Origin of the sequence: Saccharopolyspora oryzae, assembly GCF_027853915.1 — a bacterium.
In the GTDB taxonomy this organism is placed as follows: domain Bacteria; phylum Actinomycetota; class Actinomycetes; order Mycobacteriales; family Pseudonocardiaceae; genus Saccharopolyspora; species Saccharopolyspora oryzae.
In genome coordinates, this window is record NZ_JAQGLA010000004.1 from 30,017 (window position 1) to 51,418 (window position 21,402).

Annotated in this window: 20 protein-coding genes; 11 read left to right on the forward strand and 9 right to left on the reverse strand. The window is 70.2% G+C overall.

Annotated elements, in window-relative coordinates; genetic code table 11:
• Positions 1 to 10 precede the first annotated feature (10 nt).
• The 3 genes from OU415_RS03960 to OU415_RS03970 all read left to right on the forward strand — a co-directional run bounded on the left by OU415_RS03960 (position 11) and on the right by OU415_RS03970 (position 2,052).
• Positions 11 to 1,051: a ferredoxin--NADP reductase gene (locus OU415_RS03960; protein WP_270947153.1), complete on the forward strand. Its 1,041-nt coding sequence runs from the start codon at positions 11 to 13 to the stop codon at positions 1,049 to 1,051.
• A gap of 15 nt (positions 1,052 to 1,066) precedes the next feature.
• A complete protein-coding gene (locus tag OU415_RS03965) occupies positions 1,067 to 1,441 on the forward strand; it encodes an SgcJ/EcaC family oxidoreductase (protein WP_270947154.1) in 375 nt (124 codons plus the stop codon).
• Positions 1,442 to 1,527: 86 nt separating this feature from the next.
• Positions 1,528 to 2,052, forward strand: a complete 525-nt coding sequence (locus OU415_RS03970; protein WP_270947155.1) for a GNAT family N-acetyltransferase — start codon at positions 1,528 to 1,530, stop codon at positions 2,050 to 2,052.
• A 79-nt stretch (positions 2,053 to 2,131) separates the two neighbouring features.
• Here OU415_RS03970 and OU415_RS03975 read toward each other — a convergent pair whose 3' ends face one another.
• Positions 2,132 to 2,845, reverse strand: a complete 714-nt coding sequence (locus tag OU415_RS03975) for a flavin reductase family protein (protein ID WP_270947156.1) — start codon at positions 2,843 to 2,845, stop codon at positions 2,132 to 2,134.
• Between OU415_RS03975 and OU415_RS03980 the strand changes: the two genes are divergently transcribed.
• The 5 genes from OU415_RS03980 to OU415_RS04000 all read left to right on the forward strand — a co-directional run bounded on the left by OU415_RS03980 (position 2,844) and on the right by OU415_RS04000 (position 7,721).
• On the forward strand, positions 2,844 to 3,620 hold the full coding sequence (locus OU415_RS03980; protein WP_270947157.1) for an SDR family oxidoreductase: 777 nt from the start codon (positions 2,844 to 2,846) through the stop codon (positions 3,618 to 3,620). The two genes, OU415_RS03975 and OU415_RS03980, sit on opposite strands and share 2 nt — an antisense overlap.
• A 237-nt stretch (positions 3,621 to 3,857) precedes the next feature.
• Positions 3,858 to 5,042, forward strand: a complete 1,185-nt coding sequence (locus tag OU415_RS03985) for an acyl-CoA dehydrogenase family protein (protein ID WP_270947158.1) — start codon at positions 3,858 to 3,860, stop codon at positions 5,040 to 5,042.
• Between the two features lie 29 nt (positions 5,043 to 5,071).
• Positions 5,072 to 5,962, forward strand: coding sequence for a VOC family protein (locus OU415_RS03990; protein WP_270947159.1), 891 nt, complete (start codon positions 5,072 to 5,074; stop codon positions 5,960 to 5,962).
• Positions 5,963 to 6,102: 140 nt separating this feature from the next.
• Positions 6,103 to 6,888, forward strand: a complete 786-nt coding sequence (locus tag OU415_RS03995) for an SDR family NAD(P)-dependent oxidoreductase (protein WP_270947160.1) — start codon at positions 6,103 to 6,105, stop codon at positions 6,886 to 6,888.
• Positions 6,888 to 7,721 carry an SDR family NAD(P)-dependent oxidoreductase gene (locus tag OU415_RS04000; protein ID WP_270947161.1) on the forward strand — a complete coding sequence of 278 codons (834 nt, stop codon included), beginning with the start codon at positions 6,888 to 6,890 and terminating at the stop codon, positions 7,719 to 7,721. The genes OU415_RS03995 and OU415_RS04000 overlap by 1 nt, the downstream gene beginning before the upstream one ends.
• A gap of 3 nt (positions 7,722 to 7,724) precedes the next feature.
• Here the strand turns inward: OU415_RS04000 and OU415_RS04005 are convergent, their stop codons facing one another.
• The 8 genes from OU415_RS04005 to OU415_RS04040 form a co-directional block, all read right to left on the reverse strand.
• Positions 7,725 to 8,726 (reverse strand): NADPH:quinone oxidoreductase family protein, encoded by a 1,002-nt coding sequence (locus tag OU415_RS04005; RefSeq protein WP_270947162.1) that lies wholly within the window; start codon positions 8,724 to 8,726, stop codon positions 7,725 to 7,727.
• Positions 8,727 to 8,745: 19 nt separating this feature from the next.
• Positions 8,746 to 9,957 carry an MFS transporter gene (locus tag OU415_RS04010; protein WP_270947163.1) on the reverse strand — a complete coding sequence of 404 codons (1,212 nt, stop codon included), beginning with the start codon at positions 9,955 to 9,957 and terminating at the stop codon, positions 8,746 to 8,748.
• A 3-nt stretch (positions 9,958 to 9,960) separates the two neighbouring features.
• A complete protein-coding gene (locus OU415_RS04015; protein WP_270947164.1) occupies positions 9,961 to 12,072 on the reverse strand; it encodes an acetate--CoA ligase family protein in 2,112 nt (703 codons plus the stop codon).
• The gene (locus OU415_RS04020; RefSeq protein ID WP_270947165.1) at positions 12,069 to 12,869 is read right to left on the reverse strand and encodes an enoyl-CoA hydratase/isomerase family protein; all 801 of its coding nucleotides are present in this window, start codon (positions 12,867 to 12,869) and stop codon (positions 12,069 to 12,071) included. Before OU415_RS04020 ends, OU415_RS04015 begins: the two co-directional genes overlap by 4 nt.
• Positions 12,870 to 12,898: 29 nt before the next feature.
• Positions 12,899 to 14,482 carry a monocarboxylate uptake permease MctP gene (gene mctP / locus OU415_RS04025; RefSeq protein ID WP_270947166.1) on the reverse strand — a complete coding sequence of 528 codons (1,584 nt, stop codon included), beginning with the start codon at positions 14,480 to 14,482 and terminating at the stop codon, positions 12,899 to 12,901.
• Positions 14,479 to 14,733, reverse strand: coding sequence for a DUF3311 domain-containing protein (locus OU415_RS04030; protein ID WP_270947167.1), 255 nt, complete (start codon positions 14,731 to 14,733; stop codon positions 14,479 to 14,481). Before OU415_RS04030 ends, mctP begins: the two co-directional genes overlap by 4 nt.
• Positions 14,734 to 14,940: 207 nt before the next feature.
• Complete coding sequence (locus OU415_RS04035) at positions 14,941 to 16,206, reverse strand: PucR family transcriptional regulator (protein ID WP_270947168.1); 1,266 nt, start codon at positions 16,204 to 16,206, stop codon at positions 14,941 to 14,943.
• A 378-nt stretch (positions 16,207 to 16,584) separates the two neighbouring features.
• Complete coding sequence (locus OU415_RS04040) at positions 16,585 to 17,781, reverse strand: IS110 family RNA-guided transposase (RefSeq protein ID WP_270947169.1); 1,197 nt, start codon at positions 17,779 to 17,781, stop codon at positions 16,585 to 16,587.
• A 233-nt stretch (positions 17,782 to 18,014) separates the two neighbouring features.
• Between OU415_RS04040 and ccrA the strand changes: the two genes are divergently transcribed.
• The 3 genes from ccrA to OU415_RS04055 all read left to right on the forward strand — a co-directional run bounded on the left by ccrA (position 18,015) and on the right by OU415_RS04055 (position 21,402).
• Entirely contained in the window at positions 18,015 to 19,289 is a 1,275-nt protein-coding gene (gene ccrA, locus OU415_RS04045) for a crotonyl-CoA carboxylase/reductase (RefSeq protein ID WP_270947170.1), read from the forward strand.
• A gap of 174 nt (positions 19,290 to 19,463) precedes the next feature.
• A complete protein-coding gene (locus OU415_RS04050) occupies positions 19,464 to 20,798 on the forward strand; it encodes an MFS transporter (RefSeq protein ID WP_270947171.1) in 1,335 nt (444 codons plus the stop codon).
• Positions 20,799 to 20,838: 40 nt separating this feature from the next.
• Complete coding sequence (locus tag OU415_RS04055; protein WP_270947172.1) at positions 20,839 to 21,402, forward strand: OsmC family protein; 564 nt, start codon at positions 20,839 to 20,841, stop codon at positions 21,400 to 21,402.

The window sequence follows — 21,402 nt, forward strand, 5'->3', positions numbered from 1 at the left end:
GGAACGTGCGATGACCGAGTCCGCCTCGCACCGGTTGCGAGTCCGGGAGGTGATCGAGGAGACCGCCGACTCGCGGTCGCTGGTGTTCGACGTGCCGGCCGAGGCGGCCGACCGCTTCGCCTACCGCCCGGGCCAGTTCCTGACCCTGCGCGTCCCGCTGGGCGACGAGCACGTGGCGCGCTGCTACTCGCTGTCGAGCGCTCCGGGTCTGGACGAGGGCTTGAAGGTGACGGTCAAGCGGGTGGCGGGCGGGGTCGGGTCGAACTGGATCTGCGACCACGTCCGCCCCGGCACCGAGCTCGAGGTGCTCCCGCCCGCCGGCACGTTCACCCCGAAGTCGCTGGCGGGCGACCTGCTGCTCTTCGCGGGCGGCAGCGGGATCACGCCGATCATGTCGATCGTCCGCGCGCTGCTGCACGAGCAGACCGGGACCGCGGTGCTGATTTACGCCAACCGGGACGAGCGGTCGGTCATCTTCGCCGACGAGCTCGCCGAGCTGGCCGCCCAGCACCCGGGCCGGTTCGTGCCGGTCCACCTGCTGCAGAGCGTCCAGGGATTGCCGACCGTCGATGGGATCGCCGCGTTGGCAAGGCCTTTCGCCGACCGGGACGCGGCCTACATCTGCGGTCCGGGGCCGTTCATGGACGCGGTGACCGACGCGCTGGCGCAGGTCGGCATGAGCCGCGACCGGGTGGTGCTCGAGCAGTTCCGGTCGCTGAGCTCGGACCCGTTCGCCGGTGGGGAACCCGAGATCGCCCCCGACGCCGAAGCGGCGGCCGCGGTGTCGGTCTCCCTCGACGGCGAGCAGCACGAGCTGCCCTGGCCCAGCGGGACCACCCTGGTCGACCTGCTCCTAGCGAACGGCGTGGAAGCGCCGTTCTCGTGCAAGGAAGGCGCGTGCAGCGCCTGCGCCGTCCGCCTGGTCTCGGGCGAGGTGAAGATGCTGCGCAACGAGGTGCTCGAGGAGGAGGACCTCGCGGAGGGCTGGGTGCTGGGCTGCCAGTCCGTGCCGATCACCGAGCACGTCGAAGTCACCTACGACGACAACTGACCCGAGGAGACCCCCATGCCGGAGCCGTCCGCCATCCGCGACACCGTCGCGAGCTACTTGAAAGCCGTCGCGACCGGGAGTGCAGCGGACGTCGCGGCCCTCTACGCCGAGGACGCCACGCTCGAAGACCCGGTGGGCAGCGACCCGGTCCGCGGCCGGGCGGGGATCACCGAGTTCTACTCGGCCCTCGAGGACATGCGCCAGGAAACCGAACTGCTCGCGGTCCGGGTCGCCGGGGACAGCGCCGCGTTCCACTTCCGCGTCCGCACCGAAACACCGGACGGCGCAGCCGAGATCGAGCCCATCGACGTCATGACCTTCGACGAAGCAGCCCGCATCACGAGCATGCGCGCCTTCTGGTCCCCCGAAGACGTGCGGTCCACCTCGTGACCCCATCCACGTCTCGCATCGGATGGTGCGATCTGCCGAGCGTGGTGTTGGTGACCGATGTCGGACTACCCGGATAGCTTCGCCGCATGTCTGTACCCGACAAGCCGGTCGTGCTGCGGCCCGCCGACCCCGCCGACGCGAAGGCAGTAGCCGACATCTGGTGCGACGGATGGCGCGACGGTCACCTGGGGCACGTACCCCGCGATCTGGTCACCGCTCGCACAGCCGAGTCGTTCGCGTCCCGCGCGGCGCGACGGGTCGAAGACACGGTGGTCGCGGTTTTCGACGGCGCGGTGGCGGGGTTCGTCATGGTGGTCGCCGACGAGGTCGAGCAGGTCTACGTGTCCAGGGCCTACCGCGGCACCGGCGTGGCAGCCGGGCTCCTTGCTGAAGCGGAGCGCCTCGTGGGCGAGCACGGTCACGACCGTGCCTGGCTCGCCGTCGCTGCGGGCAACGCCCGTGCGCGCCGCTTCTACCAACGCCAGGGCTGGACCGACGAAGGGCCGTTCGACTACCCCGCCGAAGGCCCGGACGGGCCGATCCACGTCCCGTGCCACCGGTACGCCAAGCACCTGGCCGGCCGACGTGGCAAGGACATCCGCCTGCCATGACACCGAGGCCGGTCTGCTGGGCGGCGAGGAGTTCTCGCACCGAATGCAGTTCGCCGCGCTCGCGGACGAACGCGCGAGGTCAGCATTCGTGAGCGGGTCGATCGGACTCGATGCCGAAGCTGCCGCGGAAGAAGATCATCGGGCGGTGTTCGGCCAGGCGTTCCACTTCGAGGACGCGTCCTACGACGATGTCGTGGTCTCCCGCCTCGACCACCTGGTGGACGTCGGCGTGCACGCGCATGAGCACGTCGGGCAGGACGGGCGTGCGCCAGCGGGAGCAGGACCAGTCCGCTCCGTCGAACTTGCGGCCGCCGCTCGAGCCGAACCGCGCGCACAGGTCGTCCTGGTGTCCGCCCAGGACGTTCACGCAGAAGCGGCCTGCGCCGCGGATCCGGGGCCAGGACCGGCCGCGGTGGTCGGCGCAGAACATCACCAGCGGTGGGTCCAGGGACACCGAGGCGAAGGACTGGCAGGCGAAACCGACCGGTCCCGCGTCGTCGAGGCCGGTCACCACCGTCACCCCGGTGGCGAAGTCGGACATGGCCCGCCGGAACGCGTTGGGGTTCACGACGTCCTCGGCCGTCAAGGTCTGCGCTTCCTCCGTCATGAACTCGAAGCTAGGGCGGGTGGTGCGGGGCTCGCGGCCGCGGATCCCGGTCAGCGGTGGGCCGTCCGGCCGGTCCCGGTCAGCGGGAGCGGAATTGGGTGCGTGGTCGGGGGTGACCGAAAATGCCCGGAACAGCCGCGAGAAGACCGCCGGTGTGCCATCCCACGCGACGAAGGGCCGGAACATGCCCCGCACCTTCCTCATCACCGGCAGCGCCTCCGGAATCGGCGCTGCGACCAGTGCGCACCTGCGCGAACGGGGTGTCCGGGTGATCGGTGCCGACCGGCACGACGCCGACATCACCGCCGATCTCGCCACCGAAGCGGGGAGAGCCGCGCTCGTCGACCGGGCCGGAGAGCTGGCCGGTGGCCGGCTCGACGGCGTGATCGCGTGCGCTGGTGTCGCGCTGTTCGACCCCTTGACGGTCAAGGTCAACCACTTCGGCGCCGTCGCGACTCTCGAAGGCCTGCGGCCGCTCCTCGTCCGCGGCACCGATCCGCGCGCGGTCGTGATCTCGTCGGTGGCGTCGGTGCACCCGGCCGATCCCGGCATCGTCGATGCCGCGCTCGCCGGTGACGAGGACGCCGCAGTGGCTGCTGCCGGTGCCGCCGTGGAGCGCGGCGACGGCGCACAGGTGTACTCGTCGTCGAAGGTCGCGATCGCCCGGTGGGTGCGCCGAACCGCGATCACGCCGGAATGGGCGGGCGCGGGGATACCGCTCAACGCCATCGCCCCCGGCACCATCGTCACGCCGATGACCCAGGACATGCTCGACTCCGAAGCCGGTCGGCAGCTCGTCGACGGCAGCGTTCCGATGCCGCTGCACGGCCACGCCCGGCCGGAGCAGGTCGCGCCGCTGCTCGCCTGGCTCAGCTCCCCGGAGAACTCGCACGTCACCGGCCAGGTCGTGTTCGTCGACGGCGGCGCGGACGCGGTCCTGCGCGGCGACCGGACCTGGTGAGAAGCCTTCTGGCGGCTGGGGAACGGTCGCGCGGCTGAGCACGACGCGCTCGCGACCTCGAAAGTAGCGCGGGGGCGCGAGATTCGCGCCGACCGGTCCCGGTCAGCGGTGCGCCGCCGGGCGGGTCCCGGTCAGCGGGAGCAGGGGTGGGGCCCGCCGGCACGCCGGACCTAGCTTCATCGCACCGCCGCGGACCGGTGGCGGAAGCGGTCGTCTGAACAGTCCGGAGGTGCGTGCATGGCGCACGAGGTGGTTCGCCGAGTGGAAGAGGTCGCCGCCCGGCTCGCGGCGACCGCGGAGGACAGCGAGCGGTTGGGCAAGCTCGCGGATGAGAGCGTCAAGCTGGTGCGCGAAGCCGGGGTCATGCGGCTGCTGCAGCCGACCGACTTCGGCGGCTACGCGGCGCACCCGCGGGACTTCGCCGAAGCCGTGATGGCGGTGGCGAAGGTGTGCGGGTCGACCGGCTGGGTGTGCGGGGTGGGCGGGGTCCACCCGTGGGAGATGGCGCTGATGGACCGGCAGCTCCAGCAGGAGGTCTGGGGCGAGAACCAGGACACCTGGATCGCCTCGCCGTACATGCCCAGCGGCATCGCCACCCCGACCGACGGCGGCTACGTCCTCAAGGGCCGGTGGCAGTTCTCCTCCGGCACCGACCACTGCGACTGGATCTTCCTCGGCGCGCTGGTCGGCGACGCCGAGGGCAAGCCCGCCCAGCCGTCCAAGGTGCTGCACGTGGTCCTGCCGAGGCAGGACTACACGATCGTCGACGACTCCTGGGACGTCATCGGCCTGTGCGGCACCGGCAGCAAGGACGTCGTGGTCGACGGCGCGTTCATCCCGGCGTACCGGACGATCGACTCCGAGGAGGTCGCCCAGGGGGAGAGCGCCGCCGAGCGCGCCGGCCGGACCGAAACGGTGTACCGGCTGCCGTTCTGGACGATGTTCCCGCTGGGCATCACCTCCGCGGTCGTCGGCATCGCGGAAGGTGCGCTGGCCTGCCACCTCGACTACCAGCGGGACCGGGTCATGGCGGCGGGCACCCGCGTCCGCGACGATCCGCACACGCTGTACGCGATCTCCGAGGCGGCAGCGGAGATCGCCGCGTCCCGCACGCAGCTGCTCGACGGCGTCAGCCGCCTCTACGACAAGGTCGAAGCGGGTAAGCCGATCACCTTCGAGGACCGGTCGACGGCGCGCCGCAACCAGGTCCGCTGCGCGTGGCGCGCGGTGTCCGCGGTCGACGAGATCTTCGCCCGCTCCGGCGGGAACGCGGTGCGCCGCACCAACGCGGTGCAGCGGTTCTGGCGCGATGCGCACGTCGGCCTGCAGCACGCCATCCACATCCCCGGCTCGATCTACCACTCGAACGCCCTGACCTCGATGGGGATCGAACCGCCGGAGCCGCTCCGGGCCCTGATCTGAACCGCCGACGACACTTGGGAGAGGAAGTCATGACCGACATCAGCTCGTTGGGCTACGTCCGGGTCCGCGCCACGGACTTCGATGCCTGGCGCGAGTTCGCCAACGACACCATCGGTTTCGCCGAGGGCAGCGGCCCGGAGGCGGACGCGCTGTACCTGCGCCTGGACGAGCGGATCGGCCGGATCGTGGTGCTCCCGGGTGAGGAGGACAAGGTGGAGGCCGTGGGCTGGGAGGTCCGCGACCACCTGGCCCTGCAGCGGGTCCAGGCCGCGGTCGAGGCGGCCGGGATCGCCACGAAGCCGCTGACCCTGGAGGAGGCCGACACCCGCAAGGTGGAGGCGGGCATCACCTTCGAAGCCCCGGGCGGCACCCCGCTGGAGATCTTCCACGGACCCGCGCTGGACCACAGCCCGGTGGCGACGAAGTTCGACAACCGCTTCGTCACCGGCCAGCTGGGCCTGGGCCACGTCGTGGTCCCGGTCGACGACCTCGACGAGGCGTACCGGTTCTACGCCGAAACGCTCGGTTTCCTGCCCCGCGGTGCTTTCCGGCTGCCCGCCCCGCCGGAGCACGGCCCGGTGCGGCTCCGGTTCATGGGCGTGAACGCGCGGCACCACAGCCTCGCGCTGCTGCCGTCGCCGGACCTCAAGGCGCCCGCCCTGGTGCACATCATGGTGGAGCTGGAGGACCTCGACCAGGTCGGCCGCGCGCTGGACCGGGTGGTGGACGCCGGGTTCCACGTCTCGTCCACGCTGGGCCGCCACACCAACGACAAGATGGTCTCCTTCTACGTCCGGACCCCGGGCGGCTGGGACCTCGAGGTCGGCTGCGACGGGATGCTGGTCGACGAGACCTCCTACACGGCGGAGGAGATCACCGCCGACAGCTACTGGGGCCACAAGTGGGACTTCGGGTCCTGACCCACCTGATCGCGCGGCGCGGAGGACTTCCTCCGCGCCGCTCGTCTTGTGTGGCGTTGATTGCACATCGTGGCACAACGTGCCATATAGGCATATCGTGTACTCATCACAACGAAGTCGACGAAGACGTGGAGTGAGACATGAACCGTTACGAAGGTCGGCGCGCACTCATCACCGGGGCCGGCTCGGGCATCGGTCAGGCGACCGTGCTCCGCGTGCTGGCCGAAGGCGGCAGCGTCGTGGCGGCGGACATCAGCGAGAAGGGCCTGGCCGACACCGCGCAGAAGGCCGGTGCGGACGCCGACCGGCTCACCACGCTCGTGCTCGACGTCTCCGACGAGGAGTCGGTCAAGGACGTCGTCGCCAAGGCCGTCTCGACGCTCGGCGGTCTGGACGTCCTGGTCAACGCGGCCGGCATCCTGCGTTCCGCGCACACCCACGAGGTGAGCCTCGCGGACTTCACCAAGATCCTCTCGGTGAACCTGGTGGGCACCTTCCTGGTGATCCGCGAAGCCATCCCGGCGCTGCGGGAGGGCAACGGTTCCGCGGTGGTCAACTTCAGCTCCACCTCGGCGGGCTTCGCGCACCCCTACATGGCGGCCTACGCGGCGAGCAAGGGCGGCATCCAGTCCATGACGCACGCCCTCGCCAGCGAGTACGCCAAGAGCGGCATCCGCTTCACCGCGGTGCAGCCCGGCTCCATCTCGTCGGGCATGACCGACGGCAGCGGCGCCAGCAAGTCCAGCGTCGGCCCGGGCCTGCCCGAGGACGCCGACATGTCCCTGTTCGCGAAGCTGAGCCCGGCCATCGGCGAGGGCTTCGCCGGTCCGGAGACCGTCGCGGGGGTCGTGGCCATGCTCGCCTCCGAGGACGGCAAGTTCATCACGGGCACCGAGATCCGCATCGACGGCGGGACGCACTTCTGATGTCCCTCGCGCACGACACCTTCCGGGGACGCACCGCGGTCATCACCGGTGCGTCCGCCGGGATCGGCGCGGGCTTCGCCCGCCACGCCGCCGGACTCGGCATGAAGCTGGTCCTCGCCGACATCGCCGCAGACCGCCTCGCCGCGGTGGCGGACGAGCTGGCGGCGGCGGGCGCGGAGGTCGAGCCGGTGGTCACCGACGTCGCCGACGCCGCCTCCGTCGAAGCGCTCGCCGCCAAGGCCCACGAGCGCTTCGGCGCGGTGGACCTGCTGATCAACAACGCCGGGATCATGGCCATGGGCTACTCCTGGGAGATCCCGGCCGAGCGCTGGGACGCGATGCTGCGGGTCAACATCGGCGGCTGCGCCAACGGCATCCGGGCCTTCGTGCCGAGGATGCTGGAGCGCGGCGAGAAGGCGTGGATCGTCAACGTCTCCTCCGTCGGCGGCATGCTGCCCAGCCCGCTGATGGCGCCCTACAGCGCCACCAAGTTCGGCGTGCTCGCGCTCACCGAGTCGTTGCACTACGAGATGCGGATGAAGAACGCCCCGATCCAGGTCTCGGTGGTGACCCCGGGCTCGGTGCGCAGCGAGATCTTCCGGACCGGAGGATCAGCGGACATCGCGCCGGAGGTCGCGGCCTTCAACGCGCAGCTGCAGCAGCGCGCCGACGAGCACGGGCTCACCCCCGAGCAGCACGCGGAACGGGTCTTCGACGAGGTCGCCGAGGGCAAGTACTGGGTGATTCCGCAACCGGACGAGCTCCTCCCGGCCCTCCAGCCGCGCACGAACATGATCCTCGGGGAGAAGACCCCGGAGCTCTTCGAAGCCTGAGGATCACCCGCTGGTCAGGACGGTTTTTCCCAGGGCGCGACTGCCGGCGAGCTTCCCGAGGGCTTGCGGTAGATCGTCCACTGAGGACTGTCTGACCAGTGGGTCGATCCGCTTTTCCAGGGCCAGCTGGAAAAGATCGTCCTGGGCCGCTCGGACCAGTTCCGGTTCGTGGTCCAGGTAGAGCGACCAGTGCAGGCCGAGGATGCTGTAGTTCTTGACGAAGGCGTGGTCGAGGCGCTGCTGCGGGATCGTGCCGCTGGCGAAACCGATCAGCAGGATGCGCCCCTCGAAGGCGATGTACTTCGTCGCCTGCCGGTACGCCTCGCCACCCACTGATTCGAAGACCACATCGGCGCCGTGCCCGTCGGTGAGCTCGCGGACCGCTTCGATCACGTCGGTGCTGCTGCGGTCGATGACGTTGGTAGCGCCGAGCTCGCGCACGGTCGCCGCTTTGCGCGCACCGGACACGATCGCGATGACCTGAGCACCCGCTGCCACCCCGAGCTGCACTGCGGCTGTGCCGACGCCACCGGCCGCGCCGGTGACGACCAGCACTTCGCCCGGTTGGATCCGGGCGCGGCGGTGCAAGCCGAGCCACGGCGTCAGGTAGGTCAGGTGCAGGGCTGCGGCCGTGGTGTCGTCGAGGCCCGTGGGCACGGCGAACGACGAATGTGCCTCCAGCACGGCGTATTCGGCGAAGCCGCCGTGCGGCAGGACCGGCCGGCCGACGACGCGCCGGTGCAGCAGGTCCGGTGGGCATCCAGGTCCGACCTCGTCGACGACGCCGCACAGCTCCACGCCCGGTGTGAACGGGAGTTCTGGCTTCGCCTGGTACGCGCCCCGGCACAGCAGCACGTCGGCGAAGTTGCACGCGGCCGCCGTCACGCGGACCCGGACCTGGCCGGGACCGGGCTCCGGCGTCGGAACCTCCGCGGTGGCCAGGACCTGCGCCGGTTCTCCCAGCTCGGTGACCTGCCATGCGCGCATCGTTGCGTGGTCCGCCATTGTTCTCCTCCGGTGTGCGTCAGTGGTCGGACTGGGCGAGATAGGTGAGCAGGGCGCCGATTCCGACTGCCGGGCCCAGCGCGAGCACGAGCAGGGCCGCCGTCCAGGAGGCGTTCTCAGCGAGGACCGGGACGAGGTAGATGGTCGCCGCGGTGGTCACGTACCCGATGGCCAGCTGGAACGAGACGGCGCTGCCGACGTAGCGCTGGTCGGCGTTCTCGGTGACCAGCGCGGAGAACTGGGCGGAGTCCGCGATCACCCAGAACCCCCAGAACGCGCACACGGCCACGACCAGCGGTAACGGCAGCGAGTGGATGAACGCGAGCACGACGGCTGCCATGCCCGAGCAGGCCAGGCTGATCAGCGCGGACCGGGCTCTGCCGAAGCGATCGCTGATGCGACCGCCGACGAGGCAGCCGACCGCTCCCACCCCGATGCAGGCGAACGCGGCGAGCGCGGCGTTCTGGGCGCCCTCCGGCGAACCGGCGAATCCGTCGAGGCCGGCGAGGAAGGTCCCGACCCAGGCCCACATGGCGTAGAGCTCCCACATGTGCCCGGCGTAGCCGACGTTGGCGAGCAGGACCCGCCGGCTCCGGCTGGCCCGCAGCGCGGACTTGAGGTCGAACACCGACTTCGGGAAGGGGAACGGTCCCGAACCGCGGATGAGCAGCGTGGTGGCCCCGCCCGCCGCGGTGAGCGCGGAGGTCGCGACGATCACGAGCTGCCAGTCGAGACCACCGGCCGCCTTGACCAGCTGCGGTGCGGCGGAGCCCAGCGTGAGCGCCCCGATCATGACTCCCAGTGCGGTCCCGCGGCGGCGCTGGAACCACGACGACACCTCCTTGAGCGCCGGGGGGTAGACGGCGGCGAGGAAAGCTCCGGTGAGCATGCGCAGCAGCAGCGCCACGGCGAACCCGGGAGCCCAGAGCAGGCCCAGGTTCACCGCGGCGGCACCGAGCGCGCCAGCGCACATCAGCCGGCGGCCCGGCACGGCATCGGCGAGACCGGTCGCGGCGAGGGTGAGGGCCCCGACCACGAAACCCAGCTGCACCGCGATCGTCAGCAGCGAGCTCTGCCCGCTGGTGAGGTTCCACAGCTGCTGCAGCTGCGGAACGACGAACGACGCGGAGAACCAGACGCTCATGGACAGCAGCGTGGCGAGGGCGATCAGGCCCAGCGCCAGCGCGGCACGACGGTTCCCGGTGGTGGGTGACGCGGTCAGGACCCCCACGCCTCAGCGCTCCGACGTGCGTTCGCGGTGCAGGTTCAAGGCGCGGACCCGGCCGAACGCGGCGATCGCCCGGTCCACCGATTCCAGCACCGGGACCCCGTGCGCGCTCGCCACGCGGCGCAGGGTCCGGACCAGCTCGTCCTGCTCCGCGCTGTAGCTGCTGCGCAGCACGAGGACCGCCGGGACGGGCCCGCGATCAGCGGTGACGATGTCCTCGGTCATGGTCGTGAGGATCTGGGCGGCCTCGTCCGGAGCCTTCATGTCGTAGACCGTGCCCATGTCGGTGTAGGCGCAGACGCAGTCGACCGCGGGGTCGGCGGCGACGGCCTCGACCAGTGCGCCCATGAAGCTGCCGCTGTCGTCGAACATCGACCAGGTCGGGATGTCGATCGGGTTGTTCAGGCTGCTCCCCGGCGCGTCGTAGGTCGCCAAGGCCCGGTCCGTCGCCTCGGCGAATTGCGGCACGACGAGGCCGTGCTCGTAGGCGGTGTCGGCGCCCACGACGGCGACACCGCCCCCGGTGCCGACCAGACCGAGCCCGTTGCCGGTGAACTCGCTGGCGTGCTGGGCGACGAGGAGGGTGTCCAGCAGCTCGTCGAGGCTGTTGACGAGAACGACACCTGCCTCGTCGGCGGCGTCCCGGAGCAGCTGCGGATCGCTGGCCAGAGCGCCGGTGTGCGAGGCCGCAGCTGCCCCGCCTGCCGCGCTGCGCCCGCCCTTGAACAGCACCACCGGGGTGGTCATCTCGGCGGCGAGTGCGAAGAACCTCCGCGCGTCGCTGTCGGTTTCGAGGTAGAACGCGGCGACCCGGGTGTTGGGGTCCGCTTCGCAGAACGCCAGCAGCTCGGAGGGGGAGACGTCGTCGCAGTTGCCGACCGAGCTGGCGAAGCTGAACCGCAGGCCGAGTTCGTTGCCGCGGCGCACCACGTCACCGGCGTACGTGCCGGACTGGGAGACCACCGCGATGGAGCCGGTCTCGTCCGAGGAGGCATCGCGGCCGATCATCGTCAGCTTCGAGTGCGGCGTGTAGTGGCCGATGCAGTTGGGGCCGAGGACGCGCATCGAGGTACCGGCCACGGCCTCGGCGAGGTCGGTGGTGTCCGCGGTCAGCACGTGCGCGGTCTTGGTGCCGCGGTCGGCGAGGTCGCGCAGGGCCTGCGGGACGGCAGCGGCCGGTAGGGCCACGACGGCGCGGTCGATGTTCTCGGGCAGCTCACCGATCGCGCTCACGGCCGGGTGGCCGAGGATCTCGGTGGCGGAGCGGCTGACCGGGTGCAAGGAACCGGCGAAACCCTGGTCGACGGCGGTGCGGACCGCGCGGTGGCCCATCTTGGTCGGGTCGGCCGAAGCACCGAGGACGGCGATCGACTCGGGGTAGATCGCCGGACGGAGCTGTTCGTAGCTCTCAGCGGGGTCCGGGAGGTCGAGGTCGACCGCGACGTCGTCGGCGCGCGCCACGGCGCGGGCGTCGACGGCGACGATCGAGTCGGGCCCGACGACGATCGGGTTGAGGTCGATCTGGTCGACGGGTTCGGACAGCAGCAGTCCGTCCGCCCCGGCAACCCGAACCAGCAGATCGGCGAGCTGGGCGTGTTGCGCGGGGAACCTGCGGCGAAGGATCGTCCCGATCCTGGTGCGGTCGATGAGCCGCAAGGCGCCACCAGCGGTGATGGGCGCCTGCGCGAACGCGACATCGCCCAGCGCCTCGACGTCGACACCGCCGGCACCGACCATGACGATCGGACCGAATCCCGGATCGTGCAGCGCCCCGACGACGACTTCGAGTCCCGGCTCGACCATCGGCTCCACCGTCACCCCGCGGACCTCGACGCCGCGGGCGCGCTGCTCGGCGAACAGGGTCTCCACCGTCGCGGCAACGCGATCAGGCGCGACGTCGAGCAGGACTCCACCGGCCTTGCTCTTGTGGACCACGCCGTCGGCGACGAGCTTGACCGCGACCGGCCGCCCGGTGCTCATCGCGACCGCAGCGGCAGCCTCGGGTGTTTCGGCGAACGTGACGGGATTGGCCGGAATTCCGTGGCGGATGGCGAGATCGCGGATCGTGTCCTCGCGCAGGCGCAGGTCGACGTCGGTGGGCAGTTCGGTGGCAGTCACGCGAGTACCTCGGCAATCCTGTCGTGGAGTTCCTCGGGGCGATCGGGGTAGGTGGGTGGTCGTCGCTCCAGGAAGGAGCGGACGCCCTCGTCGCCGTCCGGGAGCGACTGGACCAGGGCGGCCAGCTGCGGTTCGGCCGCCCGACCTGCATCGGTGCCGTGGCGAACGCTGTGCCGGAGACCGGCTTTGACCGCAGCGACGACCGCGGGGGAGACCGCCGCGATCGCTTCGGCGAGGGCGAGCGCGCCTTCGAGGGCGTCGTCGTGGACTTCGGTCACGAACCCGTGCCGACTGGCCTCTTCGGCGTCGAACGGTGCGGCGGTGGCGAGCCAGCGGTAGGCCACGGGGTAGCCGACGAGGTCCAGCAGCCGGCTCAGCTGGCCACCGACCGGGACCAGGCCGATGGCCGCTCCGACACCGCAGAACCGCGCGCCAGGCGCGGCAACGCGCAGGTCGCAGTTGAGCGCGAGGATGAATCCGGCGGCGTAGGCCGGGCCGTCGATCGCGCCGATGACCGGGGTGAGGATCTCCGACGGCCGGGCGAAGGCGGCGTTGGCAACGGGGTCACCCGCGGTTTCCGGGTTGTCCAGCACTTCCTGCAGGTCGTGGCCGGAGGAGAAGCACCCACCGGTGCCGGTCACCACGATCGCCCGCACGGCGGGATCGGCGTCGGCCCGGTCGAGCTCGTGCAGCAGAGTCGTCGTCATGGGGCCGGTGAAGGCGTTGCGCTTGCCAGGGTTGTCGATGGTCAGGACGCGGATCGCGCCCTCGTCGGACACGCGGATTCCGGGTGGCATGGGGTAACGCTCCTGTCTGGTCGTGCGGCTCAGCTGTGCTGCGAGCCGACCGCCTCGGCTGCGGAGGGCGCGGTGATGCGGGTGCGGTCCTCGCGACGGGAGGGCCTGAGCAGGTGGACGAGCAGGCTGCCGAGCACGACGACGGCGAGGTTGATCACGAGCGCGGAGATCGCGATGTAGATCGGGCTGGACAGGAAGAAGGGGGTCGCGGTGGAGCCGCCGAACGGCGCGCCGGTGCTGGTCTTGACCTCGTAGGCGGCCCAGGTCCCGTAGACCACCGAGACCAGCAGACCGGCGAGCAGCGCGTGCCGGTCGGCGAAGCGCTTGGTGAACAGCCCGAACAGCACGGTCGGAAGCGTCTGCAGGATCCAAATGCCGCCGAGGAGCTGGAAGTTGAGCGCGAACGTCGTGTCGAGCGTGAGCACGAAGACCAGCGCGCCGACCTTGACCAGCACCGAGACGACCTTGGAGACCAGGGTTTCCGACCGGGTGCTGACCGGGCCGCGGGCGAACTGGCGGTAGAGGTTGCGGCTGACCAGGTTCCCGGCCGCGATGGCCATGATGGCCGCCGGCACCAGCGCGCTCATCGCGATCGCGGCGAAAGCGACGCCGACGAACCACGGCGGGAAGAACTCCGCCAGCAGCTGCGGCACGACGTACTGCGGGTTGCCGCCCTGCGGTTCGATCCCGACGGCGAGCGCCATGAGCCCGAGCAGACCGACGAAACCCAGCAGAACCGTGTAGATCGGCAGCACCGACATGTTGCGGCGCACGGTCTTCGCGCCTCGGGATGCGAACACGCCGGTGATGGCGTGCGGGTAGAGGAAGAACGCCATGCCCGAGCCGAGCGCGAGCGTCATGTAGACGTTCGGGTTGACCGCCACCGCCGGATCCGCCGTCGGCGGTGTCGTGGACTTGGTCGCGAGAGCCTGCGAAGCGCTGCTGAAGATGGTGTCGAAACCGCCGAGCTTGATCGGGAGGTAGATCACCGCGACGATCACGACCAGGTAGGTCAGGCCGTCCTTGACGAACGCGATGAGCGCCGGAGCCCGCAGACCCGAGGAGTAGGTGTAGGCCGCCAGCACGCCGAAGGCGATCAGCAGCGGGAGATCGCGCATCAGCCAGTTGCTCGAACCGCCGAGGCCGAGCGAGCCGAAGATGACCTCGAGACCGACGAGCTGCAGCGCGAGGTACGGCAGCGTGGCCAGCAGACCGGTGAGCGTGATCGCGAGGCCGAGCGACTTCGACCCGAACCTGTCGTTGACGAAGTCGGTCAGCGTGACGTAGCCCTTCTGGTGCGCCAGCGACACCAGTTTCGGCAGGAACAGGAAGCCGAGCGCGTAGAGCACGATCGCGTTCGGCACGGCGTAGAAGCCGAAAGCGCCCATGCTGTAGAGCGCAGCTGGCACGGCGATGAGGGTGTAGGCGCTGTAGAGGTCGCCGCCGAGCAGGAACCAGGTGATGAACGGGCCGAACGTGCGTCCGCCCAGGGCCCACTCGTCGAGGTTGTCGGCATCGGCGGCCTTCCGCCACCGGCTGGCGACGAATCCCATCCCGGTGATCAGGACCAGCAGGGCGAGGAAGACCGCGAAGGTGACGGCGTTGAAGCTCATGCTCTGCCCTCGCCATCGTCGTCGCCGGTGAACAGCAGGCGGAACACGGTGCTCGTGCCCAGGGCGGCCAGCACTGCCATCGCCATCTGGAACCAGTAGAAGAAGGGGATTCCGATGAGCGCGGGACTGGTCCGCTGGTAGAGCGGCACGGCCAGGGCCAGCGCCACCGGGACGAGGATCAGCAGGCAGCTCAAGGCGATTCGCAGCGGACGGGCGGTTCGGGCCTGCGACGGACCGGATGCATTGCCCATCGGGACTCTCCTTCGAGTCTGGGCGGGTGCTTGCGGGAACGGGCCGCGTGCGCGCCTGCGGCCTTCGCGTGGTGAAGCCTCGTGGAACCTGGGATCGACCTGTCTCGGCAGGGATGCGGGGCTGAACGCGTGCCGAAACGTTAGGACGTCGGCGTAATCCACGTCATGCGACGAATCGAGAAGTTCTGCGCGCGGAGTTCGCGGAATCTACAACTGCGCGTCTCCGGCAGGCGGCGCTGAATCGAACAGGCGCAGGCCGAGTGCGAGCAGGAGGAGGTCGTCGGTCGTCGACGGGTCGCGGCGGGTCAGCGTGTGGATGCGGCGAAGCCGGTAGACGACGGTGTTGGGGTTGACGGTGAGTTCGGCAGCGGCCTTGGTCAGGTTGAAGTTGGCGTTGACGTAGGCGCGCAGCGTCGCCAGCAGGTCGGTGTTCTTGCGCCGGTCGTAGTCGACCAGCGGCCGGACCGTCTCCTCCAGCAGGGCGTCGGCGTGGGTAGTCGCGCGCAGGATCTGGTCCAGCAGCACGTCGGCGAAGCGAACGGCCCGACCGGACTGGTGGATCGAGAAGCCCAGATCCGCGGCTTCGCGGGCCTCGGCGTAGGACTGCTGGACCCCGGCGATGCCCTCGGTGATCCGGCCGAGCCCCACGGTCCAGTCGCGCACCGACGCGGCGATCTCGTGCCCCGCAGCTTCGATTCGCGATACCTCGTCGTCGTGGTCCAAAGCGCAGATGGCGACGACCTCGGTGTCCCGCGCCCCGACGAGGAAAGTGCTGCACAGCGGGGAGAGCTGGTTGCGAGTCGCGTGGATGGCGGCTTGCAACCCGGTGAGCGGATCGTCGCGCTGCGGGACCTGCACGACGACCACCAGCACCGGCCCGCGCAGCGTCATCGCGAGCACCGCCTTCTGCCTGCGGGCCCGTTCGTTGACCGGGTCGCCGGTCAACAGCGTCTCCAGCACGTCAGTGCGCAGGGCTCGGCCGTCGATCGCAGCCGTGGCGGACTCCCGCAGGTAGGCCTGGGTGAGGCTGAAGGAGACGCTGTCGAGGTAGCCCATCATCGCGTCGGCGGCTTCGATGGCGAGCTGCCTGCCGATCTCGTCCTCGCCGGCGAGCTCGGCGATCGTGCGCCAGATGTGCTTGCCCCACAGCCGGTAGGTGCGCAGCAGGGACGGCAGGCTGACGTGCTGGTGGACGCGGCGGGCCGCGGAGCGCCCGATCCACTCGTTGTCGTGCTCGGAGACGTCGAAGCCGCTCTGGAAGATCTCGACGAGGTACTCGATGTTGTGGACCGCGGCCTCGGTGACGTCGCGGATCAGGACCGATTCCGGCAGTTCCCGGTAGTCGGCGATGGCGGTGCGGTACTCCTCGACGAGGTTGCTCGCCAGCTCGTGACGTCGAGCGTGGACCTGCTGCAGAACGCCGCGCCGGCGTTCGGCGCGGGCATCCGGGGCGCTGCGCTCCTCAACGGTCATCATCACACCCCGCGGGACGGCGTGGCCGCCTCCTCGTCCGGTTCCGGCGACCCCGGTGCCGCCGGAATGCGCGGCCAGTCTCTCATGCGCGAGTGGCGCCGGTCTCGTACAGAACGAGAGAAGTGCGGCGGAAACTTCTCGGTTCCTCTCATGACGTGGGTTACGCCGCAGCTCTAACGTCCGAGTCGGTTGCCGGTCCTCCCGGCCGCGTTTCGAGCGGCGGATCTCCCACGCCCCGAAGCCGAGAACGACGACATGGCCGCTTCCCACGACGAGCACGCCACCCGCTCCCGCTTCAGCCGCAGGGGAGCGCGATTCGCAAGGACGTCCCCGTCCGGACATCACGCATTCGGAACAAGGAGATTCCCAATGAGGTTGTCAAGCCGCCGCGGTGACGGGGGGTGTGGTTTGGTAGCGGCGTTGGTCGCGGATGAGTGCCCAGAGGACGTTGACGCGGCGGCGGGCGAGCGCGAGCAGTGCTTGTTTGTGCCCTTTGCCTTCGGCTCGTTTTCTGTCGTAGTAGGACTTCGAGGCTGCGCAGAGCCGGAGGCTGGCGAACGAGGACAGGTAGAACACGCGCAGCAGGGCGCGGTTGTAGCGTCGCGGGCGTCGCAGGTTCCCGCTGATCTTGCCCGAATCCCGGGCGGCCGGGGCGAGTCCGGCGAAGGCGGCCAGGCGGTCGCTGGTGCCGAACATGGTCATGTCGCCGCCGGTCTCGGCCAGGAACTCCGCGCCCAGGCGGGCACCGATGCCGGGCAGGCTGGAGATCACCTCAGCGTGCGGGTGCTGGCGAAACCGGCCCTCGATGAGGGCGTCGATCTCGGAGATTTCCTCGTCGAGGGCGATCACCCCCGTGGCCAGGCGGGCCGTCATGGTGGCCGCGAGTCCTTCGCCGGGCAGCTTGGTGTGCTGGGCGTGGGCCGCGTGGATTGCGGCAGCGGCCAGTTTCGCGGCGTTGCGGACCTTCCGGGCGCGCAGCCATCTCTCGATGCGGGCGGCGCCGGCCTTCCGGATCGAGTCCGGGGTCTGGTAGCCGGTCAGCAGCACGACCGGGCCGTGGTTGGTCAGTTCCAAGGCGCGTTCCAGCGCGGGGAAGATCTCCAGCAGCTGGGCGCGCAGCCGGTTGATCTGCCGGGTCCGGTCGGCGATCAGATCGGTACGCCGCGTGGTCAGGGTGCGCAGGTCGACGGCGACGTCTTCGCCGGGGCGCATCAGGCCGAGGTCACGGCGGACACGGGCCTGGTCGGCGATGACGAAGGCGTCGCGCGCGTCGGTTTTGCCTTCGCCGCGGTAGGTCCCGGCGGCCCGGTTGACGCTGAGACCGGTGAGATAGGCGACGGGCTGGTCGTGGTTGACCAGCAAGCCCAGCAACAGCGCCGCGCCGCCGGAGTTCAGGTCGATCGCCCAGGCGACCTCGTCGGAGAGCGCCAGGACGTCGCCGATCAGCTCCAGCAACACGGTTTCGTCGTTGAGCACACGGCGCGACAGCAGCCGTCGGCCGTCGCTGTCGATCACCACGCAATGGTGATGTTCCTTGCCCGCGTCCACGCCGGCCCACAGCTTGAGCACCGGCACCTCCCAGTCACTCGATGGCTCGTGGTTCCCGCAGGTGACCGCGCCGGCGTTTCCCTACACAGCGATCTCGTCGCACATCCCAATTGGCGGCCGGGTCACCCAGCGGGGCTCCGGGCGGCCAATCTCCTTAAGCCATCCAACGGCAAAACCATGACAGCCACACCCGGAACCCCCGGGTCCTCCGATCCTACGAATGATCAGATCAAACCCGTACTTGAAAGGTAGGGAATTCCATGGGCATTGACGAGCGTCGCAGCGTCGTCACACCCGGCGCGGAGCCGACCCCGATCGGCGAGCTGCCGCCGGTCGGCGTCGTACCGCCCACGATGCACGCCCAGGTCGTCCGGCAGAGCCGCTACGGCGACCCGGCCGAGGCCTTCCGGCCCGAGCTGGTCGAGACCCCGCGCATCGGACCGGACGAGGTCCTGATCGCGGTGATGGCCGCCGGGATCAACTACAACAACGTGTGGGCCGCCCGCGGATATCCGGTCGACCAGGTCGCCGTCCGGCAGAAGCGCGGTGAACCGGAGGACTTCCACATCGGGGGCTCCGACGCGGCGGGCATCGTCTACGCCGTCGGCGACGACGTCACCGGCGTCGAGGTCGGGCAGCACGTGGTCGTCCACCCCGGGGTCTGGGACGCCGACGACCCGTGGATCGCCCGCGGCAAGGACCCGATGATCGCGCCGAGCGCGAAGATCTGGGGCTACGACACCAACTACGGCGCGTTCGGGCAGTTCGCCCGAGCCCAGGCCCACCAGGTCATGCCGAAGGCCGAGCACCTGTCCTGGGAAGAGGCCGCCGCCCCCACCCTCGTGGGCACGACCGCGTACCGGATGCTGCACGGCTGGGCGGGGAACACCGTGCAGGAAGGGGATCTCGTCCTGGTCTGGGGCGGTTCCGGCGGGCTCGGCACCCAGGCCTCCCAGCTGGTCAAGGCGGCCGGCGGTCGAGCGATCGCCGTCGTCTCGGACGATGAGCGCGGTGCCTACGCGATGAAGTGCGGCGCGATCGGCTACATCAACCGGCGCGAGTTCGGCCACTGGGGCGTGCCGCCGCTCGTCGACGACAAGGCCGGGCAGAAGGAGTGGTCGGCCGGGGCCCGCGCGTTCGGCAAGAAGGTGTGGGAGATCGCCGGATCCCGCGAGGACCCGGCGCTGGTCTTCGAGCACCCGGGCAGCGCCACCATCCCCACCAGCATCTTCCTCTGCCAGCCGGGCGGCATGGTCGTCATCTGCGCGGGGACCACGGGATTCGACGCGATGGTCGACCTCCGCTACCACTGGACCCGGCAGAAGCGCCTCCAGGGCTCGCACGGCACCAACGACGAGCAGGCCTACGCCTACAACGACCTCGTCCGCAACGGCCGGATCGACCCCTGCGTGGGCCGCACCCTCCCGTTCACCGACATCCCCGCGGCGCACGCCGCGATGGGCCGCGGCGAGGACGTCTTCGGCAACGTGACCATCCTCCTGGGCGCGGCAGAACCCGGGCTCGGACGCGCCTGACCGCGTGGGAGCGGGCACGCCCCGCTCCCACGCACAACGCTGGTTTCCCGATTTCCACGCACTTTTCCGGGGTGCACCCGCGATCCGGCGGTCCAGCACCACCGTCCTCCTGAAACCACGACGGTGAAAGCCGGCCGGTCCAGGTTCGGCCGTGGCCAGAACGGTGTTCTCAACATGGCGCAAGCAATGGCGCGGCGCACCAACTCCGTGCGCATGGTCGCGATCGGCAGTTTCGTCGGCACCACCATCGAGTGGTACGACTTCTTCCTCTACGGCACCGCTGCGGCGCTGGTGTTCAGCCCGCTGTTCTTCCCCGACGTCAGCCCGGCGATCGGGCTCATCGCCGCCTTCGGCACCTACGCCGTCGGATTCCTCGCCCGCCCGCTCGGCGCGTTGATCGGCGGCCACTTCGGCGACCGCATCGGCCGCAAGGCCATGCTGGTCATCTCGCTGATCACCATGGGGGTCGGCACGGCGCTCATCGGCGCCCTGCCCACGTACGGGCAGATCGGCGTCGCAGCCCCGCTGCTGCTCGTCGCGCTACGACTCGTCCAGGGGTTCGGCGTCGGCGCCGAATGGGGCGGCGCCGCGCTCATGTCGGTGGAGACCGCACCGGCGCACCGCCGCGGCCTCTACGGCAGCTTCACCCAGATCGGGGTGTCGGGCGGCATGCTGCTGGCGGTGGGGGCGTTCGCCATCGCGCGAACGTCCCTCAGCCCGCAGGAATTCCTCGCCTGGGGATGGCGAATTCCGTTCCTGGTGAGCGGTGTGCTGGTCGTCGTCGGCTTCCTCATCCGCTCCAGGCTCGTCGAACCGGAGTCCTTCGCGAAGATGAAGGAGGACAGCGCGCTCTCGGAACGCCCGCTGGTGGACGTCGTCAAGAAGGAGCGCCGCGCGGTGTGGCTGTCCGCGGGGATGCGGCTGTCCCAGAACGCCGTCTACTACCTCTACACCACCTTCGGCATCGCCTACATCGCCCGCTCGGTCGGCGAGGATTCCAACATCGGCCTGCAATCGGTCCTCGTCGCCTCGGCGATCGGCCTGGTCTCGGTGCCGCTGTGGGCCCGTCTGTCCGACGTGTGGGGACGCCGCCCGCTCTACCTGTTCGGCACCGTCACGAGCGCGCTGTTCATCGCGCCGTTCTTCCTGATCGCTGACACCGGCAACGAGTTCCTCATCGTGCTCGGCATGGTCGTCGGCGTGAACGTGTTCCACGACGCGATGTACGGCCCGCAGGCCGCGTTCTTCACCGAGCTGTTCTCCACCGGGGTCCGCTACAGCGGCGTGTCCCTCGGCTACCAGTTCGGATCCGTGATCTCCGGTGGTTTCGCCCCGCTGATCGCGACGAGCCTGCTGGCGCTCAACGACGGCCGGCCGTGGCTCGTCGTCGCCTACTTCCTCGTGCTGAGCGCGATCACCGGCGTCTGCGCCTACCTCGCGCCCGAAACGTTCCGCCGCACGCTCGGTTCCGAGCAGAGCACCGCGGCTCCGGCTCCTTCCCGAACTTGACCACCGCACAACAGTTTTCGCGCACTGATAGGAGAATCACGTGACCGAGACCGCCAACGTCCTCAACGGCGTCGACCGCGATGCCCTGAACGCGACCCTCGACGCCGTCCGGGGCCGGCCCGAACTCGCCCAGGTCACCTTCACCCTCGGGACGAACTGGGGCGGCGGCTGCCGCCAGACCGCTACTACCGGTGAAGTCCGCCAAGCCGGGAACCGCGTCGAGGAGCGGACCGCGCGCTACACGCTGGAATCCGACGAGCCCGCCGCCCTGCTCGGCACCGACACCGCGGCCAGCCCGGGGGAGTACGTCCTGCAAGCACTCGCCGGTTGCTACGCGGTGACCTACGCGGCCAACGCCGCCGTCCGGGGCATCGAACTCTCGTCGCTGCGCCTGGACATGGAGGTCGACTTCGACCTGCAGGGCTTCCTCGGGCTGGACGAGTCGGTCCGCCCAGGTGCGCAGGAGATCCGGGTGACGGTGCACGCGGAGTCCCCGAACACGTCTCGCGAAGGCCTGCAGGAACTCACCGACGCCGTCCAGCGGCGGTCGCCCATCCGCGACACCCTCGCCAACGCGGTGCGCGTCTCCACCGTCCTCGCCTAG